Below are 16,922 nucleotides of genomic sequence, written 5' to 3'. Positions count from 1 at the left end.
CGCGGTGACGGGCCGCATGCCCAAGACGGTGCCAATCAATCTGGCGTGCCTGGGCCGGGGCAGGCTCGACGCGAGCGAGGCATGGGCGACGACCGTAGGTGCGATCGAACCCTGACTGCGTATCGACCTCACGGCGTACCGCATCGACAAGCTCTTGCCAGTCGCGGCGCGGTGACGCAGCGGGTGGTTTGGAACAGCCGCGCCTGCCTGTCATATGGCCTTCCCCCAGGCCGCGGATGCTGCGACCCAGGTGCGCCCGCCAGCGGCCCCGGTCACAGCCGGATCGGCGAGCGCGAACACCCGCTGCAACACCGTGTCGAAGTCCTGCGGAAGGCGGTCGTCGAGACGATGCTTGCGCCGCCAGGCCGCCCACCGTGTCTGGGCGAGCGCGGCGAGGCCGTCGAGGGCCCGGCTCAGCGGCTCGAGCGTCACCTCGCGATACTCGGCGACCCGCTGCACAGCCGCCGCCAGCTCGTCCCCGTCGACATCGTGCCGACCTGACAGGAGATAAACGTCGGCGAAGTCGCGCCAGCGGGTGTTTGCCTCGCCCCGCTGCAACGCCGTCACCAGCTTCTCCGCGTACACCATCGGAAGCGGATACCCGGTTACCAAAAGCTCTCCGTCGAGCAGCCGGGGCAGCTTGATCGGCTGCGGGTCGGGCCAGATCGGATCGCCGACGTTGACGTCGACGTGAAAGGCCAGCCGCGCGGCGGACAGACGGCCGGTGAGGCTGACGCGCACCCCCGCGTAGACGTCGTCGTCCCGAATCGTCTGCGCGGTTGCGGTCGGCACGTCGAACACCAGGCCGTCATCGAGGTGCCGGCCCGCGATGTCGCAGACGATGCCGAGAACCTGATCGCTGTCATTCGAGATCCATCGGCCCTGAAGATCTACGTCACGGGTCGGCCGGCGGGCGGCGTAGGCGGCCAGCAGCACACCTCCCTTGAGAACGAGATTGTCCGCGTACGGAGATTGGGCCAGGCGGGCAAGGAAGCCTTCCAGTGCATAGACCTGGTGCAGCTCATCGGTGGGACGCCCGGTGCTGCGGGCGAGGTTCTGGAGGTCGAGGTAGGCGCGGCCAGCGACAGTGGCGCGGGTCGGACGTCCGGTCACAGCAGGATCTCCAGTGCCTCTCGCAGTGGCCGCTCAGCCTTGGGGAACCGCCGAGCCATGGTCAGCAGTTGTGACGGTGATGCATCGCGGTGCCTCAGCCAACGCCGTAGCGCCGCGTACGCCAGTTCCGGCCCTTCCCGATGACGCAGGCGGACGGCGTCGATGATGCTGCGTTCCGGGCCGTAGAGCCCGATCGAGGTGTTCGAGTCGAGCGGCAGCTCGGAGCGGCCGATCTCAAACGTGGCCGGGTCGAACGAGTGCCAGGCGACCGGCGCGAGGGTGCTGGGCCGATGCCGCCCGCGAGGCAGTGCGACATCGATGCGGGAGGGGATCTCGTCAGTGAGACCGTGCCGGGCCAGGGCGGAAGTCAGGCACAGCGTGGCCGGCGGCGCCCGACGGACGACCTCAATCAGATCAAGATCCGCTGTCTCGGCGTCATGGCGCCGGTAGAGACCTCGACCAACGGGTTCGATGAGTCCTTGATCCCGCAGCTGGTACAGCTGCCACTCGGAGAGGCCAGCTTGCAGGGCTTCGGAGTAGGTGAAGGTGGTTGGGAGCATGCCAAGTAGCACGCCCTCAGGCTCCGATTCCTCCCTCAACCCCACAGGGAAACTCTATACACGTTGCCACCACCTGTTGCGGATTTCCTTGCACCGCCTCACGCGTCTCGCCGAGCCGTTCAACCCGCCTGGAGAGGCAGCACCGCCCGGCCGAGCACCTGGTCGGCGAGCTGGTAGTTGTGGTGCCGGGCGTTGTTGGTGACACCCGTCAGGAGCGAGGCCGCCAGTTCCCGGGCGGCGACGGCGAACGGCTCCTCGGCGAGAGCGGCGATCAGCTGGTCGTACCAACCCCAGATCCTGACCTGGTCGTCACCAGCATCCTGGTAGGGCCGACTCCGATCGAAGGTCAGGTTCGGGTTGAGTTCCTCGATGCCCTGCCCCGAGTGGGCGTACCGGCGCAGGACTGATTCGCGCACCACCACGAACCCGTGTACGGCGGTGTCATCCTCGGGCTCCTCGTGCCGAAACAGGACGAAGACCTCCATCCGCATCATGTTCACGGTCGAGAACCGACGTCCCCCGTTGGTGCCAGGCAAGCAGGACAAGGCCCAGTGATCGCGTTCGGTCGCCGCCGGGTGGGGCACGGCAGCCCGGAGGTACGCCTGGTTGGCCGAGACGACCTGCGCGAAGTAGGGATCGGCCGCCAGCCTGGCGAACTTCTCCTGCTTCTTCGGGTCAGCGCGCATCTCCGCTTCGAGGCCCGCTGGGGCCAGCGCCGGGGCGGTCCGATCAACTCGAGCATTGGCCATCTGGCCACTGTAGACGTCGGCGACGAGCTGCAGCCTTGCCTGAAGCCCTCCTTGCCGGGCGGTCGTTGATGGGTGGCAGTGAGAGCCGCTGGTTGTTCGAGGCTGTCAAGCTGCCCCACCGATGAAGCGCTGTCGGTAGGCCGCCCAGCGGCGGGCAGCGTCGAGAAGCGGCCCGTGGTGGGGTGCCGGCGCGTTGCGCTGCTTGCGTTGCCACAGGCGGACCAGGGCGTCGGCAAAGGCGGTCACCGCGGGTTCGGGCGCTCGGGCGTAGACGGGCACCCGCGCGGCCCATTCCTCGGCAGCGGCCGGGGTGTGGCCGGCGCGGATCAGCCGGTGCAGCAGGAACGCGCTGTCGATCCAGGCGGCCCCACGGGCTGGCCCGGACCAGTCGACCAGCAAGACATCACCAGGCTGACCCTCGCTGAGCAGGAAGTTCCGGGGCGTCATGTCGGTGTGCAGGAGTGTGTCTCCGTCGACCAGCTTGGGAGCGATGAGAGCGCCCCACCGGTGCGTGAAGCGGGGCACCTCGACGAGCGGGCCGGGCGTGAGCCGGCGGCTCAGGTCGCCGAGGAGATCGGCGAGCGGGGCCAGGTCGGGCGAGCCGGGAGCCAGGTCGGGGTGGCGGCCGGCCGCGTACGCGAAGCCGAGGAGCAGCCACCCCTCGCAATCGACGGTCCAGCGCAGGCGGGGTGCGACGGCCGGCAGCCACGGGTTCAGGCGTGCCTCGTTGCGATACAGCCAGGCGGTCGGCGCGTCGGCCTCGCCACCCTTGCAGAAGACCCGCCCGGTAGCCGTGTCGAGGGTGGCGGCGACGTCGCAGGAGGCACCGGTCGGGATCGCGTACGACGCGTGGACCCGTCCGGTGTGCCGCTCGACCTCACGGCGTACCGCGTCGGGAAGCTCGTTCCAGTGGCGGCGCGGCATGCGGTGTCTCCCGGTGGCGAGCGGACCCGGGCAGTTTACGCCCGGATCCGCTGGTCAGCCGTGCTACGTCTTGGGACTGTCGTGGCAGCCGGCATGGCACTGCGAGCATTCGGCCGCGCCGCTTGTGGTCCAGAGCGCGGGATCGACGGCGAGGCCGGCGGCCCGGATCGCCGCAACGGTGCGGGAGATCGGTGCGCCGATCGGTTCGGGGCGCTCGTCGTCGGGGGTGGGCTCGGGCTGGTGGTGGATGTAGCGACCGGCGAGCCGGTGGCAGAAGTCGGCGTAGTCGCGGGTGTGGAGGATGAACGTGTGCCAGCCGATGTCGACCAGCTTCGACGGGCCGATCGGCTCAGCGGTGACGGCGCAGGCGGCGAGGAACGCCAGCGCCTGGTCCACGATCCTGGCGGGCAGGTCCGCGGCCAGTTCCGGATGGTCGCGGGCGATGCGGGCGGTCAACCGGTCGAAGAGCGCATCGGGTACGAGGGCACGGCCGGTCTGTGCAGCGACGGTCGCCAGCATGGGGCTCCTTCCCTGAGGTAGGTCTGCACCCCAGGCTCCGGCTCGGTCCATCGCGGTCGGATGACGCCGCGAGGTTGGTCGGTATGCGCGCTGCGTATACCGGGCAGCCGCGGAGCGGCTTCAATGGTTAGGCTCGACGAGTCGGAATGGACGGAGCCACCTGCGCATGGCGAGGTTGCCGGTGACACATGCGAACTGCCCCCGATGCGGGGGACGGCTGGCCCGCGACAACGACAGCGGACGCTGTGCACCGTGCCAGGCCGCCGAACGCGACCGGCTAAGCGCGCCACCGACGGTGCCGGCGACCTTCTGGAAGCACGAGCCGCTCCGGCGGGCGTTGGCGGAACGGCACCTCGGACGGGTGATCCGGGCGTACCGGTGCCATCCGTACCACGGCCGGAGCGCATTGCCTCAAACCGTCGTGGCGGGATGGCTGGGGATCACGCAGGCCCAGCTGAGCCGGGTCGAGAATGGGCCACCCCTGGTGCACCTGGACCGTCTGACGCACTGGGCGCAGCTCCTGCGAGTTCCGGCGCACCTGCTGTGGTTCCAGCTTCCCTCCGGAAGCGGCGGCACCGATGCGCGACCGGCAGTGCCGTCTATCGTTGTCGAGGAGTCGAATGAGGAGGTGGTCACCACGGACCGCCGACAGTTCACCGTGCTGGCCGCCCTGGCGGGGCTCACGGCCGGCGACCACCTGGGCCTTCTGACGGCACCTGCGGACGCCGCTCCGGCGATCGGCATGGAACACGTGCGCCTCACCAGCACGCTGGTGGAGCAGCTCAGGCAGACCGACGCCGCAGTCGGCGCCAACGAACTCTGCGACGTCGCGATCAAGGTCCACGCCCGGTTGGCCGCGTGGGCCGAGAAGGCGCGGTACGGCCGGGAGGTCGGGGAAGCACTCCAGAGCGCGATAGCGGACCTCTCGATCGAGGCCGCGTGGCTGGCGATCGATTCCGGGCGCAGAGCTGAGGCACGGCCCTACCTCAACGAGGCGATCACGAGGGCGCGCATCGCCGACGATCCCCGGGTCGAGGCACGGGCGCTGGCCCAGCTCTCCCTGCTCGTGCGTGACACCCAGCCGCGTGAGTCGCTGGACTGCGCCGAGGCGGCGCTTCGGGTGTCCGCCGGCTGGGGAACGCCTCGGCTGAAGGCGCTCCTTCACCTGCGCCGGGCTCACGCGTTTTCCGTGCTGAGAGATTCGGGCGGGTTCGAACGGGAGATCGCCAAGGCCCGCCGCGAGTTGGATCATGGCGCGCATGAGGACGACCAGGGGTTCGTGCACTTCGTGAACGTCCAGGAGATGCACTCCATTCGAGGTTCTTGCTACCTCTCGCTCGGCAACCCGGGTCGTGCGGCGGAGGCGCACCGCCTCGCCACGGAGAACCCGTCGACCCAGCTTCGGCGCAACCAGGTCTCCTACTCGGTGCATCTCGCGGAGGCCACGTACCGGCAGGGCGACGTCAACCAGGCCGCGCGCATGGCGCTGGCCGTCCTACCGGAGGTGAGGCAGATCAGCTCGCAGCGGGTGACGCGGCATCTCGGGCAGATCAGGGCCAACATGGGGAGAAACGCATCCTCCACCCTCGCGGTCCGGGAGTTCATCGACGCGTACGACCAGCAGGTGACGCTGTGAGGGACGACCTGCGCCTTGAGCGCTACGACGCCGCGCAGGCCGAAGGCATCACCGATCGGCTGGTGGCGCTCTACCTGGAGGTCTACGCAGACGCCGGCGAGTTCTACAGCGAAGATCGCTACCGCCGGCAGCTGGGGGCACACCGGCAGCGCGACGGGTGGACGCTGGTGACGGCCACGACGGATGGCCAGTTGATCGGCTACATCTACGGGTTTCCGCTGGCGCCGGACACCGGTTGGTGGAACGGCATCCAGGAGCCGGTTTCGGTCGACTTCACTGCGGAGGACGGAAAGCGGACCTTCGCCATCAGCGAGCTGATGGTAGGGAGCGAGTGGCGTCGGCAAGGTGTTGCCCGAGCGCTGCATGACGAGTTGGTGGGGAGCCGTCCCGAAACTCGGGCGACTCTGCTCGTCCGACCGGACAACACGGCTGCTCAGGCGGCGTACCGCTCATGGGGCTGGCAGGAGATCACCCACCTCACGCCCTCGTGGGACGGCTCCCCCACCTTCGCCGTCATGGTGAAGCACCTTCCATGACGGGAGCCGCCCTCCGAGCGCCGTCTCACCGCTGACGCTGCGGCAGCCAGATGAGTGGACGGTTCTCCGAGGAGGCGATGACGGCGGCCATGCGGCAGGTCGCCGCCGTCCTGGGCGTCCCTTCGCAGGGTGCGCAGTTGCTGCGGTTGACCAACAACGCTGTCTTCGCCCTGCCCCGACAGGGCATCGTCATCCGGATCGGGCGCACCCATCGGCTTAGCGAACGGGTGACGAAGGTCGTTCAGCTCGGACGCTGGTTCGAGAAGATCGACGCACCGACGATCCGCCTGGCACCGGGCGTCGAGCAGCCGATCGAAGTTGGGAACCTGGCCGCCTCGGTGTGGGCGTACGTTCCGCCACGGTCACCTGCGCCGACGGTGCAAGAACTCGGCTCGGTGCTGCGGGAGTTCCACGCACTCGACGTCCCACCGTTGGCCCTCCCGCGATGGGATCCGATCAGCGACGCACGGCGCCGCCTTGTCGACGCCGAAGGTCTCAACGGACGCGACCGCAACTACCTGGCCGACTGGTGTGACCGCCTGGAGACACGGGTCGAAGCCCTCGCCGAGCGCGCCACCGGGCAACTGGTGCACGGCGACGCGTACGTCGGCAACCTGCTACGCGACCCCTCGGGGCGGGCCGTCCTGTGCGACTTCGACGCCACGTGTGTTGGGCCGTGGCAGGTCGACCTGGTGGCGGTTGCCGTGGGAGAGGCCAGATTCGGAGTCGCGAACGGGCACCGCGCCTTGGCGGCTGCCTACGGCTCCGATGTCACCACCGACCCGTCCTGGCCACTGCTACGCGAGGCTCGTGAGCTGAAGATGATCGTCGCCGCCGTACCGCTCCTGGCCGGTTCACCGGCCGTCGCTGCCGAATTCGCCACCCGCCTCCGGTCGGTGCAACAGGATGATCACGGGGGCACGCTGGACGCCCTTCGCTGACCTGACCGACTCCGATCGGGAACGACAGCCTTGAGTGCCCACGCTGGTCTTCTGCCCACCCCGATTCAAGCGGTGCGTCAGCAACCGTGTGCTGCGGCCACCCAGCGCGCTGACCGTCACGGCGACTGTGACATCGCCTCCGCTCGACTACGAGATCGAAGGTGACACCCGCGAACACCGCGCGGAGTGTTAGCCCAGCCGCTAAGTGCTATGAACCGACCAATGGCCTGTCGGATATCTGCCACGCACCTGGCCAGGATAATTCTTACTTGATGGTTCGACGGACCAAACATGGACATCTTAGCTTAAACTGCCAGCCTTTCTGTCGGAATCCATCCGACCGTCGGGCTCCCGCACTACCGGCCTGCAGCTTCCATGATCTCGAGGACTGGTAGAGCCGGCAGGGTCCCGGTAACGTGCCGTGACCGGAGATCGAGTGACCATCTACACAGGAGATCAATCCCACGGCGACCGAGCCGGCCGCAGGGGAGGAGAACGGGGCTGACGAGACGTACGACCGGGTGCAATTCCCGGACGACGCGACGCCGACGTTGCCGGTCTGTTGGCAATCCACGTCGAATCAATCACGCCATGACCGAGATGTACGGCGCTCCACGGCGGGTCCGACGATCCAGCAGGGATTTTTAACCGCCTGTTCGAATTGATCTCCCAATAATTCGGCGAGGAAGATCAGCGGCCCACACGACAAGGGTGAGCCCGCCCACGGCAAGGCGGCATAGGTGCCGATTCCGTCACCGCTGATTCCGAGCAACTGCCAATCGACTAAGGACAACGAATGGCCGAGACGCTCTACAAGGACACCACCTACCCGGTCTCGCTGCTGGTCGAGCTGATCAAGACAGGGAAGATTGCGTTGCCGGACATTCAGCGACCCTTCGTCTGGCAGGCCACGAAGGTCCGGGCGCTGTTTGACTCAATGTACAAGGGCTTTCCCGTTGGGTACCTGCTTTTCTGGGATACCGGCGCTGAGGTAGGAGCCCGGCAGATCGGGGTAGACACCGTCAAGACCGCCCCGAACCATCTTATCGTTGATGGGCAACAGCGCCTCACGTCGCTCTTTGCGGTGATGACCGGAGCGACAGTGCTGCACGACGACTACTCCGAGTCGCGGATCCGAATCGCCTTCCGACCGACCGACGCCACATTCGCTGTCACTGACGCGGCCATCGAGAAGGACCCAGAGTTTATCCCGGACATCAGCGTGCTCTGGCAGCCCAGCGGTCTCTGGACGACCAAGAAGGCTTACCTGAAGGCGCTCAGCGCACGCCGGGTAGTCGACGATGGCGAGGAGCAGCGATTGGAGCAGGCGATTCATCGCCTGCACGACCTCCAGCAATACCCGTTTAAGGTGATCGAGCTGTCTTCGGCTGCTAATGAGGAGCAGGTCGCGGAGATCTTTGTCAGAATCAACAGCGAGGGCGTCGCGCTGGTTCAAGCCGACTTCATCCTCACCCTCATGTCAGTCTTCTGGGAGAAAGGCCGGCGGGACCTAGAGGACTTTTGCCGGGCTTGCCGAGTGCCGAGTCTCGGCGAGGCCGCCCCGTTCAACTGGTACATCCAGCCTCAGCCGCCACAGTTGCTGCGTGCCACCGTCGCGCTGGCCATGCGACGCGCGGTACTCAAGCAGATCTACGTGCTTCTGCGGGGCAAGGACGTGGAGACCGGCAAGCCATCACCGGAGAAGCGGGAGGCCCAGTTCGCCCGGCTCGCCGAGGCACAGGAGCAGGTACTGAACCTGACCAACTGGCACGAGTTCCTACTCTGCCTGGAGCGAGCCGGTTTCCGCGGCAAGAAAATGATCTCCAGCGAGAACGCAATCGTTTTCTCGTACGCGATCTGGCTGATCGGGCGGGTGGACTACCAGGTCCCGATCGCCCGACTGCGGGAGGTGATGGCCCGTTGGTTCTTCATGGCACACACAACCGGGCGCTATTCCGGCTCGTTTGAGAGTCAGGTCGAGCGAGACCTGGCCCAGTTCGCCACGCTGGCAAAGGGTGACGCTAACGGGTTCGTTGCGGTGCTGACAAAGATTGTCAACGACACCCTTACCACCGACTACTGGGAGATCCGCCTACCCAACGAACTGGATAGCTCGGCCGCCAAGTCACCGGCGCTACTGGCGTATATCGCCGCCCTGAACATCGTGGACGCCGACGCACTGCTCTCCACTGGCAAGGTGCGCGCTCGGCTCGACCCGGCAGTCACCGCCAAGAAGGGCATCGAACGACATCACCTATTTCCCCGCGCCTACCTACGCACGCAGGGCATCACCAACACCAAGAAAGTCAACCAGATCGCCAACATGGCACTAGTCGAGTGGTACGACAACATCAGTATCTCCGACCAGCCGCCAGCGAAATACTGGCCGGACCAGGTTCGCAAAAAGGCTCTCGGCCGAGGTGTGCTGGACGTCCAGTCTCGTTGGCACGCCCTGCCCGACAAGTGGACCAAGCTGCCATACGACATGTTCTTAAGTCAGCGTCGCAAGTTGATGGCCGCCGTTGTCCGGGACGCTTTCAACCGGCTGACCGATGCCGGCTACGCGCCCGTCTACCCCAGGGCCGGCAAGCCGACCGCGCCTCTAGCCCCGGCCCGTACCTGGTACGGCGTGCGGGTTGTCGACCTCATCGACGCCGGCCTGCTACCGGTCGGCGCAGTGTTGATCAACCCGTCGGACGATGTCGAGGCGCACGTTCTCCCTGACGGTCGGATCGAGTTCGACGGCGTGCCATACGACTCCCCCTCCGGCGCGGGCGACGTGGCCCACGGCAACAGTACGAACGGCTGGGCGTACTGGCTGGCCGACACCCCGGCCGGGCTGCGCCCGCTGGCCGCGCTCAGGGAGGAACTGCGCAAGACCGACGACGGGGAGGACGGATGATTGAGTCGCCCGTGCTGGCCGTACCCGCTGTTCCCTCGTTCTGCGGCTTCGCTTCGCTGGTCCCCGACGCCGTCTTCGTACCCGCAAGATGAAGGATCTTGAGCGGGGCATTTACGAGCACCTCATCACCCGCGACCTCGCCACCCGCCTCCAGCGCGTAGACCCCGCCCTCGTCCAGCCCGGCAAGCTCGACCCCGCCGACGCCCCCGACGCCCTCGCCCGTCACATAGCCACCCTCGCCCACCGTGCCCTCAAGTCCGTCCCAGGCGGCGACGACAAGCTCCAGAACCAGATCGACCTGGCCAACCGCATAGCCGACACCATCGCGGCATTCAGCCCGCAGGCAGCAACGGCACAGGACCAGGTCACCGACGCCAGGCACCTCCTGCACGCGATCGCCGCCCCACCCACCCCACCCGCACAACCGACCTTCCCAACACGGCCGACCACCCCGCTGAGCACCGGCGCGCTCCTGGTCAACGGCCGCAACCAGCCCCGCATCGGCCACGAGGTCACCCACGAGATGGCTTCGGCGGAGCAGGTCGACCTGCTCTGTGCATTCATCAAGTGGCACGGCCTGCGCATCATCGAGCCGGCCATCCGGGACCTGATGCAGAGGCAGGGGAAGCTGCGGGTCATCACCACGACGTACCTGGGGGCGACCGATCAGCGGGCCCTCGACCGGCTCGCCGAGTTGGGTGCCGAGATCAAGGTGTCCTACGAGACCAGGACCACCCGGCTGCACGCCAAGGCGTGGCTGTTCCGCCGGCCCAACGGCACCACCACCGCGTACGTCGGCTCGTCGAACCTGTCGAAGGCCGCGCTGGTCGATGGCGTGGAGTGGAACGTGCGGATCTCGAACATCGAGCAGCCGCACGTCATCGACACGTTCACGGCCACGTTCGAGGACTACTGGAACGACCCGGCGTTCGAGGACTATCACCCCGGCCGGGATGGTGAGCGCCTCCGGAGAGCACTGTCCGGGGAGCGGCCCGGCGAGGCACCCACCCCGATCGCCAACCTGGACGTGCGGCCGTACCCGTACCAGGCGGAGATCCTCGCCGACCTGGACGCCGAGCGGCAGGTGCACGGCCGGCACCGGAACCTGGTGGTGATGGCGACCGGCACCGGCAAGACCATCGTCGCCGCCCTGGACTACCGGCGGCTGCGCCGGGCCGGCACGACAGAGTCGCTGCTGTTCGTCGCCCACCAGGAGCAGATCCTGCGGCAGAGCCTGGCGACGTTCCGGCAGGTGCTGGGCGACGGGAGCTTCGGCGAGCCGCTCGTCGGCGGGCACACCCCGCGCGACTGGCGGCACGTCTTCGCCTCCATCCAGTCGCTACACCGGCGGGAGATCGACCCCGAGGCGTACGACATGGTCGTCGTCGACGAGTTCCACCACGCGGAAGCGCCGACGTACGCCCGCCTGCTCGACCGGCTGCGGCCCCGCGTACTGCTGGGACTGACGGCGACCCCCGACCGCAGCGACGGCGGCGACGTGCGGCGGTGGTTCGACGGCCGCGCCGCCGTGGAGCTGCACCTGTGGGACGCGTTGGAGCGGCAGTTACTCGCGCCGTTCCAGTATTTCGGGCTGCACGACGACACGGACCTGTCGCAGCTTCGCTGGAAGCGCGGGCAGGGTTACGACCCGACGGATCTGGACGGCGTCTACACCGGCAATCACGCTCGGGCGCGGATGGTGCTGCGGGCGGTACGGGACACCGTCGACGCCGGGCGGATGCGGGCGCTCGGGTTCTGCGTGAGCATCGGGCACGCCGAGTTCATGGCGGACTGGTTCACCCGGCACGGAGTGCCGTCGGCGGCGGTGACCTCACGGGTGGACGCAGCCGGTCGCCAGACGCTGCTCACGGAGTTCCGGAAGGGCATCCAGAAGGTGCTCTTCACCGTGGACCTGTTCAACGAGGGTGTCGACCTGCCGATGGTCGACACGATCCTGATGCTGCGGCCCACCGAGAGCGCGACGATCTTCCTTCAGCAGCTCGGCCGTGGGCTGCGCCTCGACGACGACAAGCCCTGCCTGACGGTGCTGGACTTCATCGGCGGGCAGCACGCCAACTTCCGCTTCGACCTGCGCTGGCGGGCGTTGACCGGGGTCAGCCGCCGGGCGGTGCGGGAAGCCGTCGAGCAGGACTTCCCGTCGCTGCCGAGCGGCTGCCACGTGCAGTTGGACCGGGTCGCGAAGGACGTCGTGCTCGCCAACCTGCGTTCGGCGCTGCCGACGTCGAAGAACGGCCTGGTCGCGGAGCTGCGGCAACTCGGGGACGTCAGCCTGGCCGACTTCCTTCGGGAAACCGGGGTGGAGATCGAGGACGTGTACCGGTCGGCCAGCGTCGGCGGGTGGACCGGGCTGCGGCGGCTCGCCGGACGGGACACGACGCCTCCCGGGGCGTACGACCGGGAGTTGGGTCGGGCCATCGGGCGGATGTTGCACATCGACGACGTCGACCGGCTGGACCTGCTGACGCGGGTGGCCTCCGGTGAGCGGCCGGCGGCGGGGCGGCTGTGGGACATGCTGCACTTCGACCTGTGGGGGCCGAACGCGTCGCTGACCTTCCGGGAGGAGCGGCTGGCGCGGCTCTGGGCGGAGCCCGCCCGCTGCGTCGAGCTACGCCAGGTCGCCGACGTGCTGCGGGACCGGATCCACCGCGTCACCCCGGCGCCGCTGCCGGGTGCGGTGCCGCTGCGGGTGCACGCCCGGTACAGCCGCAACGAGGCGTGCGCCGCCTTCGGCATGCCCAACCCGGGGTCGCTGCGCGAGGGCGTGAAGTGGCTGGAGTCGGAGCAGGCGGACCTGTTCTTCGTCACCCTCGTCAAGTCGGAGCACCACTACTCCCCCACCACCATGTACGCCGACCGGGCCATCACCGACGAGCTGTTCCAGTGGGAGTCGCAGAGCACCACGTCGGCGGCGTCGGCCACCGGGCAGCGCTACATCCACCACGCCGCGCGGGGCTCGACGGTGCACCTGTTCGTCCGCGAATCCCGGGTGCCCGACCGTGACCTGGGGGCACCCGCGTACCTGTACGCCGGCCCGATGACCTACCGGGAGCACACCGGGGACCGGCCCATGCGGATCATCTGGCAGTTGACGCACCCGTTGCCCGCCGACGTCTATTCGACCGCTCGGGCGATCGCCGCGTGAGAGGGCGGGCCAGAAAGCGTTCCTCACGGCCGTGATGATCCTCAGGGTCGGGCTGGCGCTGGATCTCCGCCCCGACGGCGGGCTGCTCGGGGTGCGTTCGTCGACGTCAACCCGATTACGCAACTGACCGTCGCGGCGGACGGTAGCGGCAGGTCCGCCGGTGGAGACGGTTGCGCCACGAGTCTTTACGTCCCCGAAATCGACTGTTACCTTTTCAGCAAGGATTGCAAGGTCTTGCACGGATGTCGGGTCGGCACGGCATCCGGAGGAGCGCCCCACCGTCAACCGCCGCGCCCCGCGCGTTCCGTCCGGAGTCCACCATGCGCCGACACCGCCGCAGGGTCACCGCCCTGCTTCTGTCCGCCGTCCTGACCGCCACCGGCCTGGCGGCCACGACCAGTCCCCCCGCCGCCGCCTCGATCGACACCCACACCCTCGGCGCCCGCTACGACAGCGCCGGCTCCGCCATCACCTTCCGGATCCGCTCCGCCGCCGCCACCCGGATGGTCGTGCACCTCTACGCCACCCCGACCGGCGCGGCGGAACGGGCCAGCCACGTCCTCACGAGGGACGCCGCCGGGGTGTTCGCCACCACCGTCAGCGTCGCCTCGATACGCGCGGCCGGCATCACCGGCACCGTCTACTACGGATACCGGGCCTGGGGGCCGAACTGGCCGTACAGCAGCGCCTGGACGAAGGGCTCATCGGCGGGCTTCGTCGCCGACGTCGACGCCGCCGGAAACCGCTTCAACCCCAACAAGCTGCTCGTCGACCCGTACGCCCGGGAGATCAGCCACGACCCGCTGCGCCCCGGCATGACCACCGAGACCGTCTACGCCTCCGGGCCGGCGTACCGCACGATCGACAGCGGGCCACACGCCCCGAAGGGCATCGTGCTGCCCGCCACCACCGCGTCGGTCGGCACGAAACCGGCCCGCGCCTTCGCCGACGACATCGTGTACGAGGTGCACGTCCGCGGGCTCACCATGAACGACCCGGGCGTGCCGGCCGCGTACCGGGGCACCTACCGCGGCGCGGGCATGAAGGCCGCCTACCTGGCGTCGCTGGGCGTGACGGCCGTGGAGTTCCTCCCCCTGCAGGAGACCCTGAACGACGCCAACGACGTCGACCCGACCGGCACGGCCGGGGACAACTACTGGGGCTACATGACGCTCAACTGGTTCGCCCCCGACCGCCGCTACGCCGCCGACCGCAGCCCCGGCGGGCCGACCCGGGAGTTCCAGGAGATGGTCCGCGCGTTCCACGACGCCGGGATCAAGGTGCTCGTCGACGTGGTCTACAACCACACCGGCGAGGGCGGGGTCTACCAGGCCGGCGGCGCGCAGGTCTACAACCTGCTGTCCTGGCGGGGCCTGGACAACCCCACCTACTACTCGCTGACCGCCGACCGGCAGGCGTCCTGGGACAACACGGGCGTCGGCGGCAACTACAACACCTACAATCCGGTGGCCCAGGACCTCATCGTCGACTCGCTGGCGTACTGGAAGAACACCCTCGGCGTCGACGGGTTCCGCCACGACCTGGCCGCCATGCTCGGCAACACCTGCCAGCACGGCTGCTTCTCCTACAGCCGCACCGACCCGGGGACCGCGCTGAACCGGATCACCCGGGAGATGCCGCCCCGCCCGGCCGCCGGTGGCTCGGGCGTCGACTGGATCGCCGAGCCGTGGGCCATCGGCGCCGGCACCTACCAGGTCGGCAACATGCCGGCCGGCTGGTCGGAGTGGAACGGGCGGTACCGGGACACGCTGCGCCGCGACCAGAACCGGATGGGCTACCAGGCGGTCACTCCCGGGCAGCTCGCCGACCGGTTCGCTGGCTCCGCCGACCTGTACGGCGACGACGGCCGCCGCCCGTGGAACTCGGTGAACTTCATGGTCGCCCACGACGGCTTCACGCTGCGCGACCTGTACGCCTGCAACGCCAAGAACAACGCCCAACCCTGGCCGTACGGCCCGTCCGACGGCGGCACCGACGACAACGCCTCCTGGGACCAGGGTGGGGTGGCCGCCGACCAGCGGCGCGCCGCCCGCAACGGGCACGCCTTCCTGATGGTGTCCGCCGGCACCCCGATGGTCACCGGCGGCGACGAGGTGCTGCGTACAACGCGGTGCAACAACAACCCGTACAACGTGGACTCGTCGGCGAACTGGCTCGGCTGGAGCCCCTCGGCCGAGCAGGCGACCTTCCGCACCTTCGCCTCCCGGCTGGCCTCGTTCCGCCTGGCCCACCCCGCGCTGCGACCGAGATCGTTCTACTCCGCGGCCGACGGCAACGGCAACGGGATGGCCCAGCTCGCCTGGTTCACTCCGGCCGGTACGGCACCCGACGGCGGGTACTGGCAGAACCCGGACAACCACGCGATCGCCTGGCGGATCGACGGCACCGAGTTCGGTGACCCGGCGGCGGCCATCTACGCCGCCTACAACGGCTGGTCCGGCGACGTGAACTTCGTCCTGCCGTCACCTGGGGCAGGCCGGCAGTGGTACCGGGTGACCGACACGTCGAACTGGGCGGAGGGGCCCGACCAGGTGGCGCAGCCGGGTGCCGAGACGCACCTCGGCGGCCAGGGCACCAACTACCTGCTGCGCGGGCGGGGACTGCTGCTGCTCATCGCCCGCTGACCCCGCAGCACCCGGTCACCGGCGCCCCACCCCGGGTGCCGGTGACCGGCGCTCCACACCGGATGCCGGTGACGGGATGCTGCGAATTGATAAGCATGCATGCAATTCTCTATCATCGGCACCATGCGTGCCCGTCGCGTCACCACCATCGCAGTCGCCGTCGCCGGGCTGCTCGGCGTCCTCGCCGTCGGCGTCGCCCACGCGGCAGACGAGCCGGCCCTGACCACCCCCGGCGCGCCGGTCGTGGTCGCCAACGAACCCCACCGGCTCACGCTGACCTGGACCCCGTCGACCTGGGCGGGCGAGCCGGCCGGTGACGCACCCATCGTCCACGAGGTACGCGCCAAACTCGGCCCGAACGTCTACCGCAGTCTCGGCACCACCACCGGCACCAGCATCACGCTGACCACCATCGCCCCCGGCAGCGACTACCAGCTCACCATCGGGGCGTACACGAACAACGGATACTCGTTCGACTCGCCCGCCACCCCGGTGCGAACCGCCTACGGGTTGGCGAAGGTCAGCTACCTCAACCTCGACTGGTCGCCGACCGACAACCAGATCCAGCACGCCGTCCAGGTCGTCAACACCGGAGCCGCGCCACTGGACCTGACCTCCGTGCGGGTGCGTTACCACGTGACCTTCGAGGGCGGGAACACCTCTCTGGTCGCCAACTGCGACTGGGCAGCGGTCGGCTGCGACACCGTGACCCGCACGATCCAGTTCTTCCCGCCGCCGCTACCTCCGGGCGGCCCGGGCGGCGGACCGACGAGTTCGCCACCGCCCGCCACGCTGACCACCGCGCCACCGCCGCCTGGCCCCCCGGCGACCGTCTCGCCGCCGGGGCCGTCGGCGACCGTCTACCCGCCGCCCGGCACGCCGATCCCCGGCTGGATCGAAATCGGGTTCGCCACCGGCACCCTCGCCCCCGGCGCCTCCACCGGCCCCATCCACCTCCGCCACCACCGGCACAACTGGACCGCGATCGACGAGCGCGACGACCGCAGCTGGCAGCAGGCCACCGGCCGGTGGCTCGACAACACCCGGATCACCCTCGACGTCGACGGCGTCCGCGAGTTCGGCGACACCTACTCCTGACGGCCGCGAAGGGCGAAGGGCCACCACGGCCCTGACTGACACCTCATCCGGGCACCCCGGGTCGCGCCGGGCACCGCCACCTGCGGCACCTCGCGCCGGGCACCGCCACCTGCGGCATCTCGCGGTGTCCCACGAA

Annotated in this window: 11 protein-coding genes and 1 pseudogene; 7 read left to right on the top strand and 5 right to left on the bottom strand. The window is 68.8% G+C overall.

Annotation, left to right across the window (positions count from 1 at the left end; genetic code table 11):
• Positions 1-210 precede the first annotated feature (210 nt).
• The 5 genes from GA0070616_RS18340 to GA0070616_RS18320 all read right to left on the bottom strand — a co-directional run bounded on the left by GA0070616_RS18340 (position 211) and on the right by GA0070616_RS18320 (position 3,865).
• Positions 211-1,113 (bottom strand): nucleotidyl transferase AbiEii/AbiGii toxin family protein, encoded by a 903-nt coding sequence (locus GA0070616_RS18340; protein ID WP_091084148.1) that lies wholly within the window; start codon positions 1,111-1,113, stop codon positions 211-213.
• Positions 1,110-1,685: a type IV toxin-antitoxin system AbiEi family antitoxin domain-containing protein gene (locus GA0070616_RS18335; protein WP_245712817.1), complete on the bottom strand. Its 576-nt coding sequence runs from the start codon at positions 1,683-1,685 to the stop codon at positions 1,110-1,112. The genes GA0070616_RS18340 and GA0070616_RS18335 overlap by 4 nt, the downstream gene beginning before the upstream one ends.
• Positions 1,686-1,792: 107 nt before the next feature.
• Positions 1,793-2,422: a hypothetical protein gene (locus GA0070616_RS18330; RefSeq protein WP_139128938.1), complete on the bottom strand. Its 630-nt coding sequence runs from the start codon at positions 2,420-2,422 to the stop codon at positions 1,793-1,795.
• 105 nt (positions 2,423-2,527) lie between these two features.
• Entirely contained in the window at positions 2,528-3,346 is an 819-nt protein-coding gene (locus tag GA0070616_RS18325) for a hypothetical protein (protein ID WP_091084141.1), read from the bottom strand.
• A 63-nt stretch (positions 3,347-3,409) separates the two neighbouring features.
• Complete coding sequence (locus GA0070616_RS18320; protein ID WP_091084136.1) at positions 3,410-3,865, bottom strand: glycine-rich domain-containing protein; 456 nt, start codon at positions 3,863-3,865, stop codon at positions 3,410-3,412.
• A gap of 166 nt (positions 3,866-4,031) precedes the next feature.
• Between GA0070616_RS18320 and GA0070616_RS28920 the strand changes: the two genes are divergently transcribed.
• The 7 genes and pseudogenes from GA0070616_RS28920 to GA0070616_RS18285 all read left to right on the top strand — a co-directional run bounded on the left by GA0070616_RS28920 (position 4,032) and on the right by GA0070616_RS18285 (position 16,786).
• Positions 4,032-5,501, top strand: a complete 1,470-nt coding sequence (locus GA0070616_RS28920) for an NsdA family TPR-like regulatory protein (RefSeq protein WP_245712816.1) — start codon at positions 4,032-4,034, stop codon at positions 5,499-5,501.
• On the top strand, positions 5,498-6,037 hold the full coding sequence (locus GA0070616_RS18310) for a GNAT family N-acetyltransferase (RefSeq protein WP_091084131.1): 540 nt from the start codon (positions 5,498-5,500) through the stop codon (positions 6,035-6,037). Before GA0070616_RS28920 ends, GA0070616_RS18310 begins: the two co-directional genes overlap by 4 nt.
• Before the next feature lie 50 nt (positions 6,038-6,087).
• Positions 6,088-7,012 (top strand): annotated as a pseudogene (locus GA0070616_RS18305) (phosphotransferase family protein).
• A 762-nt stretch (positions 7,013-7,774) separates the two neighbouring features.
• Complete coding sequence (locus GA0070616_RS18300; RefSeq protein WP_091084126.1) at positions 7,775-9,880, top strand: GmrSD restriction endonuclease domain-containing protein; 2,106 nt, start codon at positions 7,775-7,777, stop codon at positions 9,878-9,880.
• An 88-nt stretch (positions 9,881-9,968) separates the two neighbouring features.
• Positions 9,969-13,043, top strand: coding sequence for a DEAD/DEAH box helicase (locus GA0070616_RS18295; protein ID WP_091084120.1), 3,075 nt, complete (start codon positions 9,969-9,971; stop codon positions 13,041-13,043).
• A gap of 320 nt (positions 13,044-13,363) precedes the next feature.
• Positions 13,364-15,688 carry an isoamylase gene (locus GA0070616_RS18290; RefSeq protein WP_091084116.1) on the top strand — a complete coding sequence of 775 codons (2,325 nt, stop codon included), beginning with the start codon at positions 13,364-13,366 and terminating at the stop codon, positions 15,686-15,688.
• Between the two features lie 123 nt (positions 15,689-15,811).
• Positions 15,812-16,786, top strand: coding sequence for a cellulose binding domain-containing protein (locus GA0070616_RS18285; protein WP_091084112.1), 975 nt, complete (start codon positions 15,812-15,814; stop codon positions 16,784-16,786).
• Positions 16,787-16,922 lie beyond the last annotated feature (136 nt).

It is taken from the genome of Micromonospora nigra, assembly GCF_900091585.1.
Taxonomy (GTDB): Bacteria; Actinomycetota; Actinomycetes; order Mycobacteriales; family Micromonosporaceae; genus Micromonospora; species Micromonospora nigra.
This window is presented reverse-complemented; position numbering and strand designations above follow the sequence as displayed.

Excerpts from the sequence above, each read along its gene's own strand:
- GA0070616_RS18330 (WP_139128938.1), bottom strand. The coding sequence starts at position 2,422 with ATGGCCAATGCTCGAGTTGATCGGACCGCCCCGGCGCTGGCCCCAGCG.
- GA0070616_RS18325 (WP_091084141.1), bottom strand. The coding sequence starts at position 3,346 with ATGCCGCGCCGCCACTGGAACGAGCTTCCCGACGCGGTACGCCGTGAG.
- GA0070616_RS18320 (WP_091084136.1), bottom strand. The coding sequence starts at position 3,865 with ATGCTGGCGACCGTCGCTGCACAGACCGGCCGTGCCCTCGTACCCGAT.
- GA0070616_RS28920 (WP_245712816.1), top strand. The coding sequence starts at position 4,032 with ATGGCGAGGTTGCCGGTGACACATGCGAACTGCCCCCGATGCGGGGGA.
- GA0070616_RS18300 (WP_091084126.1), top strand. The coding sequence starts at position 7,775 with ATGGCCGAGACGCTCTACAAGGACACCACCTACCCGGTCTCGCTGCTG.
- GA0070616_RS18295 (WP_091084120.1), top strand. The coding sequence starts at position 9,969 with ATGAAGGATCTTGAGCGGGGCATTTACGAGCACCTCATCACCCGCGAC.
- GA0070616_RS18290 (WP_091084116.1), top strand. The coding sequence starts at position 13,364 with ATGCGCCGACACCGCCGCAGGGTCACCGCCCTGCTTCTGTCCGCCGTC.
- GA0070616_RS18285 (WP_091084112.1), top strand. The coding sequence starts at position 15,812 with ATGCGTGCCCGTCGCGTCACCACCATCGCAGTCGCCGTCGCCGGGCTG.